At 76.8% G+C, this 14668-nt stretch carries 11 protein-coding genes; 2 read left to right on the top strand and 9 right to left on the bottom strand.

What is annotated here, in order from left to right; translation table 11 throughout:
• Nucleotides 1–133 precede the first annotated feature (133 nt).
• The 9 genes from ACFU74_RS30495 to ACFU74_RS30535 form a co-directional block, all read right to left on the bottom strand.
• Complete coding sequence (locus ACFU74_RS30495) at nucleotides 134–463, bottom strand: hypothetical protein (RefSeq protein WP_380762514.1); 330 nt, start codon at nucleotides 461–463, stop codon at nucleotides 134–136.
• A 155-nt stretch (nucleotides 464–618) separates the two neighbouring features.
• On the bottom strand, nucleotides 619–1977 hold the full coding sequence (locus tag ACFU74_RS30500) for a DUF2252 domain-containing protein (protein ID WP_380762516.1): 1359 nt from the start codon (nucleotides 1975–1977) through the stop codon (nucleotides 619–621).
• Between the two features lie 192 nt (nucleotides 1978–2169).
• Complete coding sequence (locus ACFU74_RS30505; RefSeq protein ID WP_380762518.1) at nucleotides 2170–3753, bottom strand: multicopper oxidase family protein; 1584 nt, start codon at nucleotides 3751–3753, stop codon at nucleotides 2170–2172.
• Complete coding sequence (locus tag ACFU74_RS30510; protein WP_380762520.1) at nucleotides 3750–4328, bottom strand: hypothetical protein; 579 nt, start codon at nucleotides 4326–4328, stop codon at nucleotides 3750–3752. Before ACFU74_RS30510 ends, ACFU74_RS30505 begins: the two co-directional genes overlap by 4 nt.
• A gap of 480 nt (nucleotides 4329–4808) precedes the next feature.
• A complete protein-coding gene (locus ACFU74_RS30515) occupies nucleotides 4809–7430 on the bottom strand; it encodes an FtsX-like permease family protein (RefSeq protein WP_380762523.1) in 2622 nt (873 codons plus the stop codon).
• Nucleotides 7427–8224, bottom strand: coding sequence for an ABC transporter ATP-binding protein (locus ACFU74_RS30520; protein WP_380762526.1), 798 nt, complete (start codon nucleotides 8222–8224; stop codon nucleotides 7427–7429). The genes ACFU74_RS30515 and ACFU74_RS30520 overlap by 4 nt, the downstream gene beginning before the upstream one ends.
• A gap of 214 nt (nucleotides 8225–8438) precedes the next feature.
• On the bottom strand, nucleotides 8439–9227 hold the full coding sequence (locus ACFU74_RS30525; RefSeq protein ID WP_380762528.1) for an aminotransferase class IV: 789 nt from the start codon (nucleotides 9225–9227) through the stop codon (nucleotides 8439–8441).
• A 43-nt stretch (nucleotides 9228–9270) separates the two neighbouring features.
• Nucleotides 9271–10656: a pyridoxal-phosphate dependent enzyme gene (locus ACFU74_RS30530; RefSeq protein ID WP_380762531.1), complete on the bottom strand. Its 1386-nt coding sequence runs from the start codon at nucleotides 10654–10656 to the stop codon at nucleotides 9271–9273.
• Nucleotides 10657–10722: 66 nt separating this feature from the next.
• The gene (locus ACFU74_RS30535) at nucleotides 10723–11796 is read right to left on the bottom strand and encodes a GNAT family N-acetyltransferase (protein WP_380762533.1); all 1074 of its coding nucleotides are present in this window, start codon (nucleotides 11794–11796) and stop codon (nucleotides 10723–10725) included.
• 532 nt (nucleotides 11797–12328) lie between these two features.
• Here ACFU74_RS30535 and ACFU74_RS30540 point away from each other — a divergent pair.
• Both ACFU74_RS30540 and ACFU74_RS30545 read left to right on the top strand, forming a co-directional pair.
• Nucleotides 12329–13495, top strand: a complete 1167-nt coding sequence (locus ACFU74_RS30540) for a glycosyltransferase 87 family protein (RefSeq protein WP_380762536.1) — start codon at nucleotides 12329–12331, stop codon at nucleotides 13493–13495.
• Nucleotides 13492–14655 (top strand): glycosyltransferase family 4 protein, encoded by a 1164-nt coding sequence (locus ACFU74_RS30545; protein WP_380762539.1) that lies wholly within the window; start codon nucleotides 13492–13494, stop codon nucleotides 14653–14655. Before ACFU74_RS30540 ends, ACFU74_RS30545 begins: the two co-directional genes overlap by 4 nt.
• Nucleotides 14656–14668 lie beyond the last annotated feature (13 nt).

The raw sequence follows: 14668 nt of genomic DNA on the forward strand, positions 1-14668 counted from the left end.
GCGCCTGCGGGCCCGCCCTCCCCCCCCCCCCGCCCCCCCCGGCCGGGCGCCGCCTCCACCCCGCCCCCGCGGGCGGGCCGGGGCGCCCGCCCGGGCCGCCCGGCCCCCCGCGCGGCCGCGGCGACGGCCCGCGCTACGGCAGCTCCAGCGCCTGCCACTCGAACCCGTCACCCCACCCGGGCTCCCGCCGCGCCCAGGCGGTCATGGCGGCGATCACCGGCTCCGCGTCGTCGAGGACCACTTGGAAGTGCCTGTCCGGGCCGCCGTCGCGGTACTCCAACGTGTACTCCTCCCCCTCCTCGTGCCACACCTGGACGTACACGTCCGGCTCATCGGGTATCCGCTCGACGACCAGGAACCGGTCCCGCTTCGCACCGATCCGCCGCACCAGGCCCGCCAGTGCCTCGACGCTCGGCTGCGGGTGGCCCTCGTCGTTCTCCGTCCGCACCGTGATCTCCAACATGACCGCAGATCCTGGCACGGACCTCTGACAACGCCCCCGAGGAGGACCACCGCGCGGGCCCGGACCAGGCGGTCCGGGCTCTTGGGGCGGGGCTCGGGACAGGGGCGGGAGAGGCGGGAGGGGGCGGGAGAGGATCGGGAGGGGCGCGGGACCCCTCAGACTCCGCGCCGGGCGGCCAGTGCGCCCTCGTCGATCGCCGACTCCAGTGCGGCGTGGTCGGCGGCGGTGCGGTCGGCGTACTGGAGGGCGAAGTCGGCGACGGCCTCGGCGAAGGTGTCCGAGCCGCCGAGGTAGCCGGCGATGGCGATCCGGTCGCCGGAGCGGGCGTGGGCGCGGGCCAGGGCCCGGCCGCAGAGGTCTGCGTAGGCGCGCAGGTCACGGGGGGTCATGCCGGCGACGTCGGCGGAGCCCTTCATGTCGCGCAGCTGGCGGCCGTAGAAGTACCGGCCGGCCGGGCCGGTGGTCCAGCCGAGGAAGATGTCGCTCGCCGCCTGGAGCAGGCGCTGGCCGGTGACCACGCGGTGCCCGCCGTGCGCCACCGGGGCCTCGGCGGCCGGGCGGGTGGCGGGCAGGTGCTGCTCCAGGACGGACCGCCCGGCCTCCTTGATCTGGAGGAACAGCGGGTCGCGTTCGTCGCGGCCCTCCAGCAGGAGGATGAAGCAGCGGGTGCCGACGCTGCCGACGCCGACCACCTTGCGGGCGGCGTCGGCCAGCCGGAAGCGGTCGAGCAGGACCCGGCGGTCCTCGGCGAGGGTGGCCCGGTAGTCGCCGAAGATCTTGCCGACCCGGCGCAGTTCCTCGCGCGGGACGGGTTCCAGCAGCGGCGGGTCGCTGACGATCCGGCGCCGGCCGTCCTCGCCCTTCTCGGTGAGCTTGCCGAAGGCCTGGAGGCTGGTGCGGCGGCGGGCCTTGTCGAGGGTGGCCTCGACGCGCTTGCGGCGGCTCCTGCGGACCAGCGGCAGGAGGTCGTCGGTGTCGATCCGGGCGTACCAGACGTCGAGTTCGCCGAGGCCGGCGAGCCGGCGCATGGCGAGGGCGTAGCCCTGCGCGGCGGTGAGCGCGGCCCGGCGGGCGCGGTCGTCGCCGTGGCCGTTGTCGCGGGCGGCGACGGCGACGCTGGCGGCGAGTCGTTTGACGTCCCATTCGAAGGGGCCGGGGTAGGTCTCGTCGAAGTCGTTGACGTCGAAGAGCAGCGCCCGCTCCGGGGAGGCGTACACGCCGAAGTTCAGCAGGTGGGCGTCGCCGCAGAGTTGGACGGTGATGCCGGTCTCGGGGACGGCCGCGAGGTCGGCGGCCATCACGGCGGCGGCGCCGCGCAGGTAGGCGAACGGCGAGTCGGCCATCCGTCCGTAGCGGATCGGGTTGAGGTCGGTGAGCCGGTCCTCGGCCTGCCCCGCCAGGACGGCCAGCGGGTCGGGCCGGTCGGCGGCGGGTATCCAGCGGCCGTGGGCGGAGCGCGGGATGCGGTCGCGCGCGGCCCGGCCGCGCCGCCGGCGTTCGGTCGGACTGGTCATCTGCGACTCCTCGACGTGGCGCTCCGGAGGCACGGCGCTCCGGGCGGACCGGCGAACCGGCCCTCCGGGTGACGCTAGGGCAGCGGCGGCGGGACGGCATGTCGGGGCGCGGGCCCTGGCGCGCGAACGCAAGGGCGGGCGTCCGGGACGCCCGCCCACGCTCCGCCGAACGGGTGACGGCGGCTTCGCCCGTCACTCCACGACGAAGTCCGCCATCATCGCCATGTCCTCGTGCTCCAGGTTGTGGCAGTGCACCATGTACGCCCCCGGGTAGTCGGCGAACCGCACCAGCACCTCAACCGCCTCCGCCGGCCGCAGGTCCACGGTGTCCTTCCAGCCCTCGTCGTACGGGCCCGGGTCGCGGCCGTTGCGCGACAGCACCTGGAAGGAGTTCAGGTGCACGTGGACGGGGTGGTGGACGTCGCTGAAGAACCGCCAGATCTCCGTGTCGCCGAGCGCCGGACGGGCCAGCGCGCGGCCGGGCCGGTAGGACTGGTTGTTGATCGTCCAGTCGCCGTCACGGCTGCGCCGGAAGCCGAAGACCCGGGTGGCGACGGCGGCCTCGGGGTCGAGCCGTTCGAGGGTGCAGAGCCGCTCGGGCACGGCCGAGTCGTCGCCCACCGGGCTCGATCCGACCTCGAAGAGCATCACCTCCTCGGTCCTCCCGCCGCCGAAGCGGTTCATCAGCCGGACCGAACTGCCGGGCGGGTAGCGGGAGAAGTCCACCACCAGGTCGAAGCGCTCGGCGGGCGCGATCTCGACGGCGTCGTGCGCGACGGGCTCCTCCAGCAGGCCGCCGTCGGAGCCGATCTGGACGAGCGCGTCACCGCCGGGCGGCTGCGGGTCGAGCTCCAGCCGGTAGAGCCGGGCGTTGGAGGCGTTGAGCAGGCGCAGCCGGTAGCGGGCCCGGTCCACCTCGGCGCGCGGCCAGGGGGCGCCGTTGACCAGGACGACGTCCCCCAGGACGCCGTTCATGTACGCGTCGGTGACGCCCGGGACGGCGAGGTCGGGGTCGGTGGCGGGGTAGGCGAAGGAGCCGTCGGCGGCGAAGGCCCGGTCGGCGAGCATCAGCGGCAGGTCGCGGTCGCCGCGCGGCAGCGGCAGGGCGTCCTCCTCGTCGTCGTGGACCAGGTGGAAGCCGGTCAGGCCGCGCCAGATCGCCGGGCCGGTGAAGCCCATCCGGTGGTCGTGGTACCAGAGGGTGGCGGCGCGCTGGTGGCCCGGGTAGGTGTAGTCGCGGGCGCCGGTGAGGATGCGGCCGGTGTCCTCGTCGACGTCCATGCCGGCCATCGGGTGCCCGGTGGCGTGGGCGGCGGGGTGGTCGTCGGACGCGCCGGCCGGGAGCAGCAGGTCCACCGGGTAGCCGTCGCTCTCCGCCGGGGTGTGGCCGCCGTGCAGGTGGACCACGGTGGGCACCGGCAGCTCGTTGCGGTGGCTCACCACGGTCCGGCGGCCGGAGCGGGCGGAGATCGTCGGGCCGGGGTAGGTGCCCCCGTAGGTCCAGGCCTCGGTGCGCAGGCCGGGCAGGATCTCCAGCGCGGCGACCTGCTGGGTGAGCTCGTAGTAGTCCGCGGTGCCGTCGGAGCGGACCGGGGCGAGCACGGCCGGCACCGGGAGCGGCACCTCGAAGGGGTCCGGCAGCGGGACCTCGCTGCGCAGCAGCCGGCCCGGGCGGCCCTCGGCCAGCAGCCGGGCGGTGGCGGGGACGGCGAAGGCCCCGAGGGCGCCGGCACCGAGCACGGCGGCGCCGGCGCCGAGGAACCGGCGGCGCTTCACGGCGCCACCTCCACCGGGCCGCTGCCGGCGCCGGCCCCCGTGCCGGAGGGCCGGGGCAGCCGGCCCGATCCCTCCTCGACCGCCACCGGCGCGGGCACGGCCACGGGCGCCGTCAGCGGCAGCCGCCAGGCGCCGACCAGGCAGAACAGGTGCGCGCTGACCAGCAGCACGCCCAGCGTGACGTGCACGCCGACCGCCCGCTCGTAGCCGGTCCCGGTCTGCGCCCCGTCCGCCAGCAGCAGCAGTGCCGCCGCCGCGAGCGGCCACCACGGCCCGCGCTCCCCCGCCGGCCCGGTGGCCCGGCGCACCAGCGCGGCCACCGGCAGTTGGACGATCAGCACGCCGCCCAGTGCCGTCGCGGCCGCCTCGTGCGCCCGCAGCGCCTCGTAGTGGCCGTTCAGGAAACCCGCGGCCAGCACCGTCCCGGCCAGCACCAGCGCGGCCGAGGCCGTCGCGGTGCCCCGCAGCAGGAGCCGCGGCAGGCGGACCGCCGGGGGCGCCGGCGGACGGCCCGACGCACGCGCCGAGGGGAACAGCGGCAGGCGGGGCGTACGGATCACCGGGGGACTGCTCAACGGTCGGCCTTCTCTCTGCCGGGCGCGCCGGGGCGCGGTGGGCGCGCACGCCGGGGAGGCGGGCATGCCGGACGCGCTCGGCGCGAGGGGTGTGGGCGGGACAGGCGCCACGGGCACGCGGCACCGGAACGGGCGCGGGCCGCGGGCGCGGCTGATCACCCCTCAACTATCCGTGCGCCGCCGTCGCTTTCAGGCCGACGACCCCGTTCTCCCGTCTGTTCAGCGCGGCTTTGTCACCCGAACGGGCGGTGCGCCACCCCGCGCGCACCGCCCGTGCACGCCCCCGGAAGGCAGAAGGCCCCGGATGGTGAAGGACCTCGGAAGGCAGGGGATCCCGGAAGGCAGCGGGTCCCGGAAGGCAGGGGATCCCGGAAGGCAGGGGATCCCGGAAGGCAGAGGGCCCCGGCCCACCGGCGACACCCCCGTCGTCGCCGGTGGACCGGAGCCCGGCCCCGTGGGTCCTGCCCCTGTTCCCCGCCGCTACTGCTTCCCGCCGCTCGCGGCCACCGGGCTCAGCCGCAGCAGCGCCCGGGCCGGCAGCCCCGTCGCGGCCAGGCAGAGCACCACCGCGCCGGCCGCCAGCGGCAGCGCCGTCCCGGCCGGGACGTGCGGCGTCACTCCGGCGATGCCCCGGGTGATCGGCACCAGGGTGAGCCAGGCGATCACCGAGCCGATGCCCAGCCCGGCCGCGGCCACCAGCAGCGCCTCCCAGCGCATCATGTGGCGCACCTGCCGCCGGGTGGTACCGGCCAGCCGCAGCAGCGCCACCTCGCGGCGCCGGTCCAGCACCGTCATGACCAGGGTGTTGGCGGCCGTGACGGCGGCGAACCCGCCCAGCACGCCGGCCATCACGGCGTTCGCCCAGGAGCCCATCTCCTGCGACTTGTCGGCCTGCGCCGCGAAGCCCGCCCGGTCGGTCACCGTCAGGCCGGGGACGCCGAGGCCGGACAGGCCCTTGGCGACGGCGGCCCGGTCGGCGCCGGGCGCGTCCGCGACCAGCACCTGGTGGTCGTAGGCGGCGGTGACGTGCTCCGCGACCGCCGCCCGGGGCAGCAGCACCTGGCCGAAGCCGAGCCCGCGCTCGTAGGTGGCGACCACCAGGGCCTTCGCCGGCGTACCGTCGCCGAGCCAGAACGGGACGCGCTCGCCGACCTCCACGCCCAGCGCGGAGGCCAGGTCGGTGGAGAGCGCGACGGTGTCGGTGGTGCGGCCCAGCCCGTCCAGCGAACCGTTGCGCACGCCGAGGTCGAGCACCTTGGGGAGCCGGGACGGGTCGCCGGTGATGCCCAGCGCGGTGGCGGAGAGCAACTGGTCGCCGGTCCGGTAGACGATGCCGGTGCGCAGTACGCCGACGGCCGCGTCCACTCCGGGCACCCCGGCCGCCCGCTCGACGACGCCGGCCGTGGCGGGCGTCCCGTTGGTCCCCGGCCCGGTCGCTCCCGGTGCGGTCGTCCCCGGCCCGGTCGCTCCCGGCGCCGCGACCGGAAGGCCGGGGCCGGTGGAGCCGAGCACGTGGTCGGCGGTGATGCCGGCGCGCACCTGCTCGCCGGTCTCGTGCCGGATGGTGCTCTGCATGAACAGCAGCGTGCCGCAGAAGCCGGTGACCATCACGATCGGCGTGATCGCGGAGGCCAGCCGGCGGGCGTTGGCCCGGGCGTTGTCGGCCGCCAGCGAGCCGGGCGCGCCGCCCGCCCGCAACGGCAGGCCGAGCACCCAGGCCGCGGCGCGGGCCACCCACGGACCGAGCAGGGCGACCGCGACCAGGAAGGACATCACCACGCCGAGCGCGGTGTTGGCGGCGTTCTCGCCGTCCAGGCCGGCGGCGACACCGGCCAGCACCACGCCGCCGGCCGTGAACACCACGCCCAGCAGGGTGCGGACGATGCCGAGGCGGGCCGGTTCGACGGCCGCCGCGCCCAGCGCCTGGCCGGCCCGCATCCGCGCGGGGCGGCGGGAGGCGAAGTAGCCGGCGGCGAGGGCGGCCAGGGTGCACGCGGCGACGGCGACGAGCATCGGGATCGGCCCGACGGACAGCTCGACGTCCGCCGGAACGGCGCCGCGCTCCACCATCCCGTCGAACCACCAGCGGGCCAGGCCCACGCCGGGCAGGATGCCGAGCGCGGCGGCGAGCGGCGCGACCAGCATCGCCTCGGTGGCGATGGTGCGGCGGATCTGGCGCGGAGTGGCGCCGACGGCGCGCAGCAGGGCGAACTCGCGGGCCCGCTGACCGGTCGCCAGGGCGACGGTGGAGACGACCACGAACACGGCCGTCATGGTGGCGGTGCCGCCGAAGGAACCGCCGAGGGCGATGAGCATCACCCTGCCGTCGTTGAGCAGGGGCTGCTCGACGACGCCGCGCCCCTTGCCGGTCCACACCTCGGCGGCGCCGCCGACGGCCTGCTTCACCTGGGCGGTGAGGGCCTTGCGGTCCACGCCCTCGCGGGGCTGGACGGCGATGGCGTCGACCCGGCCGGGGTGGCCGGAGAGGCGGTCGGCCTGCTCGTCGGCGAACCAGGCGGTGGGGCCGGCCTGCTGGGAGGCGGCGAGGCCGGCGATCCGGTAGGTGCCGGTGCCGCCGGGGGCGGTCAGCGCCACGGTGGCGCCCGGCGCGAGGTTGGCGGCGCGCGCCGTATCGGCGTCCAGCACCACCTCCCCCGCGCCGGGGGCCCGGCCCTCGACCAGCTTGTCCTGCGGGCCGGCGATGCCGAGCGCGGCGAAGCCGCGGCCGGTGAGCGCTCCCGCCGGGCCCTGGGGCGTCCCGCTCTGCAACGGGAACGCGGTGTCCGGGCGGGCGGCCGCGACGCCGGGCTGTGCGGCGACGTCGGCCACCAGCCCCACGTCCACCCGGGCCCGCTCGGACAGCGGCTGCTCGTGGGTGTCGGAGTCGTCGTTCGTCTTGTAGGTGATGGAGACGTTCGGATCGGCGGCCACCACGACCGGCGCCTCGGCGTACCGGACGGACGGCACCGAGGCGGTGATGCCGGTCTGCAGCAGCGTGCCGCAGGCCATGACCACGGTGGCGGCGAACAGCAGCGCGACGAAGGTGCCGACGAAGGACGCCGGGCGGAACCGCACCGAGGCGCGGGCGAGTCCGTTGCTCATGCCGCCGCCCCCACCCGACGCGCGGTCAGGGTGACCATCCGCTCCGCGATCGTCTTCGGGTCCGGGTGGTACAGCTCGTCGGCGAACGCGCCGTCGGCCAGGAAGACCACCCGGTCGGCGAACGAGGCGGCCACCGGGTCGTGCGTCACCATGACGACGGTGGCGCCCATGGTGTCCACCGCGCGCCGCAGCAGGCCGAGCACCTCGTGCGCGGTCGTGGTGTCCAGCGCGCCGGTCGGCTCGTCCGCGAACAGCACGTCCGGGGCGGTGATCAGCGCACGGGCGATCGCCACCCGCTGCTGCTGACCGCCCGACAGCTCCCCGGGCCGCCTGCGGCCGAGGTCGCCGAGGCCGACCTGGGCCAGCAACTCCTTGGCCTTGGCGCGGTCCTGGCGCACCCCGGCGAGGCGCTGCGGGAGCAGCACGTTCTGCAGCACGGTCAGCGAGGGCAGCAGGTTGAAGGACTGGAAGACGAAGCCGATCCGGTCGCGGCGCAGCCTGGTGAGCCGGTCCTCGCTCAGCCGGGTGATCTCCTCTCCGCCGAGGTACACCTCGCCGGCGGTCGGCCGGTCCAGGCCGGCCGCGCACTGCAGGAAGGTGCTCTTGCCGGAGCCCGACGGTCCCATGACGGCGGTGAAGGTGCCGTGGCCGAGCGCCAGGTCGATGCCGCGCAGGGCGTGCACGGTCTCGCCGCCCCGGCCGTAGCTGCGCCGGACGCCGCGCAGCTCGATCGCGGCGTGGGCGGCGGGGCGCCCGGTCGGCTCGGGCTGGGGGCGGGATCGGCGGGGTGCCATGGTGGGGCCTTCCTTCGTGGATCGTCGCTGGTCGTCGACGTGTTCCAGGCTAGGAAGGCGGGGTGCGGCGGACCATCCGGGCCGCTGGCGGACCAGGGGTGGGGTTATCCCCCCGTCCGTACTCCGGGTGACGCCAGTCGACGACCGGCGCCGGTCGGATCCACGCCGGTCGGATCCACGCGGGGCGGATCGACTCCGGCCGGATCCGCACTGGTCAGATCCGCTCCGGCGCGACCTCCTCGTAGGCGGCGCGCAGTTCGGCGACCACCGGGTGGGCCGGGTCGAGGGCCGTGCCGTCGATGGCGGCGAGCGGGCGGACGCCGACGCCCGCGTTGACGGCGACGGCCGCGACGAAGCGGCCGAGGTCGTCCACGGTGACGGGGCCGCGCCGCTGCGGGCCGCGGTGGGCGCCGGTGAGCAGGGCCGCGGTGACACCGGGCAGCGCGGCGGCCTCCGGCCAGACCAGCTCGCGGCCGTCGTACAGGGCGAGGTTCCAGGTGGCGCCCTCGGTGACGCGGCCCGTCCCGTCGATCAGCAAGGCGTCGTCGTAGCCGTCGAGCTGGGCGAGGCGGCGCTGGTGCAGCAGGCCGAACAGGCCGACGTGCTTCACCTCCGGCAGCTCGCGCCGGTACGCGGCCGTGCGCACCCGCAGCGGCCCGGGCGCGGCGGCCGGCGCCGGGCGGGTGGTGACCAGCAGGTGCGGCACGGCGGGGGCGGAGGGGCGCTCCAGGCCGAGCGCCGGGTCGAACACGGTGACCCGGACGATCACCGGTGCGCCGTCGTCCGGCAGCGCCCGGCGGATCCGGGCGCGCGCCTCCTCCCGGTCCAGCGCGGCGCCGAACACCGTGCGGCAGTCGCGCACCAGCCGGTCCAGGTGCAGCGCGAGGCCCCGGGTGCGGCCGGCCTCGGCGCGCAGGGTGGTGAAGTGCCCGTAGTTGAGCAGGCCCAGGGCCGCCAGCCGGGCGGGGTCGGCGGGGGCGCCGTCGATCTCGATCTCTGCCATGGCGTCGAGTCTCCCAGGACCGCCCCCGTCGACGAACCCGGTGCTACGCGGTGAGCGCGGGCCGCGGCAGCACCCCGGCGGCCCTGCCGTCCACCAGCACCAGCACGCCCGGGTGTTCCGCCCCGAGCGCCGCGCGGGCCTCCGCCGGCGACTGCCCGACGCCCACCGCCGGCAGCGCCGGACCGAGCAGGGCGCCCAGCGGAGCGTCCGGCTCGGCGGTGCCGTCCGCGAGCGCAGCCGCCAGCACCTCCCGGGACACCGAGCCCACCACCTCCGCCGCGCTCACCCCGTACGGGCGCGCCGCCCGCGCCAGGACCGCCGGGGCGACGCCGCCCGGCACGCCGCGCAGCGCCCGCACCGCCCCGCCGACCGTCGCGCCCGCGTCCACGGTGACCAGCGGACCGGCGCCGGCGAGCAGCGGCCGCAGGCTCTCCGTCCCTTCCAGGAAGCCCCACTGGCGCATCCACGCGTCGCTGTGCACCTTGGACAGGTAGGAGCGGCCCGAGTCCGGCAGCAGCACCACGACCAGGTCCTCCGGCCCCAGCCGGCGTGCCACCCGCAGCGCCGCCGCCACCGCCGTGCCGGACGACGGCCCGGCCAGGATGCCCTCCTCGCGCGCCAGCCGGCGCGCCGTCAGCAGCGACTCGCGGTCCGGGATGCGCTCGAAGGCGTCCGCGACGTCCTCGCGGTAGGCCTGCGGCCAGCGGTCCTCGACGGTGTCGGGGTGGATGAAGTGGCCGATGCTCTCGACGTAGTACGGGCTGCCGTCCCCGCCACCGTAGACGGAGCTCTCGGGGTCGGCGCCGATCACCCTGACCCTGCCGCCGGACACCTCCTTCAGGTGGTGGCCGGTGCCGGTGATGGTGCCGCCGGTGCCGACGCCCGCGACGAAGCGGGTCACCCGGCCTCCGGTCTGCGCCCAGATCTCGGGGCCGGTGGTGCGGCTGTGGGCGTCGGGATTGGCCTGGTTGTCGTACTGGTCGGCGAGCCAGGCTCCCGGGGTCTCCTCCGCGAGCCGGCGGACGACGTTGAACAGGTGCGCCGGGTCCTCCAGCGGGACGGCGGTCGGGGCGAGCACCACCTCGGCGCCGTACGCCCGCAGGATGTCCGCCTTCTCCGGCGCCGCCCGGTCGGCCACCCCCGCGATCACCCGGTACCCGCGCTGGCGGCCGACGATGGCCAGGCCGATGCCGGTGTTGCCCGAGGTCGCCTCCACGATCGTCCCGCCGGGCGTGAGCAGCCCGTCCCGTTCGGCGGCCAGCACCATGGACAGCGCGGCGCGGTCCTTCACGCTGCCGCCGATGCTGAGGAACTCGGCCTTGGCGTAGACCGGCGCGGCGAGGCCGGCGCCGAGCCGGGCGAGGCGGAACAGGGGTGTCCCGCCGATCGCGTCGAGTACGGATTCGTGCACGGCGGGCCTGGTGGGCATGGCGGGCTCCTCGACTCGGTGTACTGCGGGCGGTGTTGACGGGTGTGCGGCCGGCGGGTGCCCGCCTCAGAGGGTCGGCGCACCGTCCGACGGACGGGGAGCCGCAGCCGGACGGGGAGCCGCAGCCGGGCGGGGAGCGGCGTCCGACGGGCGGGGAGCGGCGTCCGGTCGGGATCCGTCCGCCTGGCGGGGCACGCCGGGCAGGGCCGGAACGGCCGGGGGTCGGCCGGGTGTGACCACCGTACGGCCCGCCGCGCGGGCGGACCCCTCGATCTGCGCGATCCGGTAGGCGAGGCCCTCCGGTTCACCGGTGTCGGCCCAGCGCCAGGCCTCCGCCCACCACTGCGGACCGCGCACCAGCGGGCGGCCCGCGAGCGCGAGGTGCAGGGCGAGCGTGGAGCGGGCGTAGCCGTGCACCCAGCCGTCACTCTGCCGGTAGGCGGCGGTCTCGTCCAGGCGCAGCCGGCCGCCCTCGCTGCCGGCGGCGAGTAACGGGGTCCAGTCCGCCTCGGACGGGACCGGGGACGGGCGGTCGGTGACCAGCAGCACCAGGCGCCCGTCCTCCTCCTGGACACGGTAGGGCGGGAGTTGGGGCATCCGGGCGAGGCCGATGGCGTGCTTCCAGGAGACCGTCCACAGGCCTCGGCGCAGGTAGTAGCGGACGGCGTGCTGCCAGGTCCAGTCCGCCTCCAGCCGGTAGCCGGGTAAGCCCTCGGCGGTGGCGGCCCGGTAGACCTGGTCGAGGGCGGCCGCCGCCAGGCCGCGACCGCGCGCGGAGGGGCGGAGGTAGAGCGAGGAGACGGCCAACTGGCCCGGGCCCCTGGTCCAGTTGTCGACGGCGACGGTGCCGACGGGCTCGCGGGCGCCGGCGTCCAGCAGCCAGTACCGGCGGCGGCACAACTCGTCGCCGGGCCACTCGCGGCCGCTCTCGCCGAGCCGTTCACGCAGCCGGCGCTCCTCGGCCGGACCGATTCCGTCCGGATCGACGCACTCGCCCAACTCGCCCTCGGCGCACGAGGCGAGGTCCCAGAGCGCGAATCCGCGCCCCTCCCCCTCCCCCTCCCCCACCGCCCGCACGCCGGACGCCGCCGCCAACCGCTCCTGCGCCCGCCCGACCACCGCATCCCAGGACCTCGCCACGCGGTCCACGATAGCGAGCAACCTGCACCGAACGTAATTCGGTAGACACCGAACGTGAGATCGGATACGAATTCCGTTGTTCGGAAAGTCGGCCGACGAGACGAGCACGAGCACGAGAACGAGCACCAGAACAAGAACGAAGGCCCGGGACGAGGAGGAGCCCACTCACATGCACACCGACCGCACCCACGACGCGATCCCCCGGACCCGCGGGCCGCCCCGCCCACCCGCCCGGTGGTAGGGGAAACCCGACCAGAGGACTCGACCTGACCGTCATGACCCCGCCGAGCTGCGCCGCTGCAATGAAGTGGTGCCGATTCACCGAGCCCGTACCCCGCTTTCACCCGCCCACAGCCGTACCGACCGCGTCCGCCGCGTCCCCCGTCCACCGGGTTCCTCCGGTCCGCCCCGCCCACCCGGCGGGCGGAGGGCGCTGTGGTGCGGCGGCTGGCTGGTCGCAGCCGGGTGGGCGGGGGCGTTCCCGCTCGCCTCCGGGCTGGGACCGCACCGGAGTTGGGGACTGCTCGCGGCCGTGGGGTACCTGGTGGCGGCGGTCACCGTGCTCACGCTGCCCTCGCGTTGGGCACGCGCCGGCTCGGTGGCGGTCGCGCTGACCGGTGCGGTCCTCGCGCCGCTGCTCGTCCTGGTCGTGACCGGGCACGGGCAGAGCGAGGTCGCCGTCATCGAACGGTCGGGCGAGCTGCTGCTCCGGCACGGGACGCCGTACCTGGCCGAGCCGCGGACGGTCGCGGAGTACACCCCCTACCTGCCCGGGATGGCACTGTTCGGGCTGCCCCGCGCCCTGTTCGGAGCGGACGGGTGGCCGGCCCGGCTACTCGGCGACGCCCGTCTCTGGTGCGCCGCCGTGTTCCTCGGCTGCCTGGCCGCCGCTGTCCGACCGCCCCGCCACGACGGGCGTGCGGTCGGCCTGCGTGCGACCGTCGGCGACGGCCCGAACGTGCCCGTACTCGCGGTGGCGGCGCTCGTCGCCTCGCCGCTGGTCGCGCTGCCGCTCTGCGCCAGCGGGGTCGACCTGCCGCTGACCGGCCTCTGCGTGCTCGCGGTCGCCCTGGCCGGCCGGGGCCGGCCGTTCGCCACCGGGTCGGCCCTCGCACTGGCCTGCGCGCTCAAGTGGACGGCCTGGCCCGCGGTCGCGGTGGCGGTCGCCCTGCTCGCCGCCACCGCCGGACGCCGGGCAGCCCTGCGAGCGCTCGCCACCGCCGCCGTCGGCACGGCCGCGCTCGTCCTCCCCTGCGCGCTGCGCGCACCGGGGCCACTGATGGAGCAGGTGTTCGCCTTCCCCACCGGTCGCGGCGCGCTGCCCACCCCGGCGAGCAGCCCGCTGCCCGGCCGCCTGCTCGCCGGGCTCGGCCCCGGCGGCTGGTACGCGGCGCTCGGCCTGCTGCTGCTCGCCGGACTCGCCGTCGCCGTGTCCCTCCTCCGGCACCCGCCCCGGAACGCCGTCGCCGCCACCGACCGGCTCGCCCTCGGCCTCGCCCTGGCGTTCCTGCTCGCTCCCGCCGGCCGCTTCGGCTACCTCGCCCTGCCCGCCGTCCTGGCCCTCGTCCCCCGACTGTCCCGGCTGTCCCGGCTGTCCCGCCTCCGCCGCGTTCCCCGCCCTTCCCGCCCGGTCCTCGCGCGTTCCGCCCCGGCCGCAGCCCCTCGCCCCCGCACACCCCAGGTGGTCCCCGTCCCATGACCGGCACGCTCATCGTCACCAACGACTTCCCGCCCCGGCAGGGCGGCATCGAGACCTTCGTCCACGCCGTGGCCACCCGGCTGCCCGCCGAGGAGGTCGTCGTCTACACCTCGGACGAACCGGGCGCCGCCCGCCACGACGCCGCGCTCCCGTTCCCGGTGATCCGCGACCGCTCCCGGATGCTCCTCCCCACGCCCCGGGTGACCCGCCGGGCCGCCGAACTCGCCCGGGCACACGGCTGCGACCGGGTCTGGTTCGGCGCCGCCGCCCCGCTCGCCGCGATGACCCCGGCGCTGCGCCGGCAGGCCCCCGGCATCCGGCGGACCGTCGCCACCACGCACGGCCACGAGATCTGGTGGGCCCGCACCCCCGTCGCCCGGCGCCTGCTGCGGCGGATCGGCGACAGCGTCGACGTCGTCACCTACCTCGGCACCCACACCCGCGACCGGATCGCCCCCGCGCTCGGCCCCTCGGCCCGCCTCGAACGGCTGGTGCCGGGCGTCGACACCGACCTGTTCCGCCCCCGCCCCCGGGAGGCCGACCCACGGGCACCGGTGATCCTCTGCGTGGCTCGGCTCGTCCCCCGCAAGGGGCAGGACACCCTGATACGGGCGCTCCCGCTGATCCGGCGCACGGTGCCGGGCGCGACCCTCGTCCTGGTCGGCCGGGGGCCGGACGAACGGCGCCTGCGCGACCTCGCCCGCCGGCTCACCGCTCCCGGCACCGTGGTCTTCGCCGGCGGCCGCGACCACGCCGACACCCCGGACGCCTACGCCACCGCCGACGTCTTCGCGATGCCCTGCCGCACCCGCCGGGCCGGGCTGGAGGCGGAAGGCCTCGGCATCGTCCTCCTGGAGGCCGCCGCCGCCGGCCTGCCCGTCGTCGCCGGCCGCTCCGGCGGCGCCCCGGACGCCGTGCTCGACGGCGTCAACGGCACCGTCGTCGACGGCCGCGACCCGTCCGCCGTCGCCGGCGCGATCACCCGCGTCCTCACCGCCCCGGCCCCCGACCGCGCCCGCATGGCCACCGCCGGCCGCGACTGGGTCCGCACCGAGTGGTCCTGGGACACCACCGCCCACCGCCTGACCACGTTCCTGGCCGGGGAAGTCCCTCCCCCGCCCCCTGCCCGGGTCGACCGAGCGGACCCGCCACGCCGGTGACACCGCCCCAGGC

The sequence above is a fragment of the Kitasatospora sp. NPDC057500 genome (assembly GCF_042802195.1).
GTDB lineage: Bacteria > Actinomycetota > Actinomycetes > Streptomycetales > Streptomycetaceae > Kitasatospora.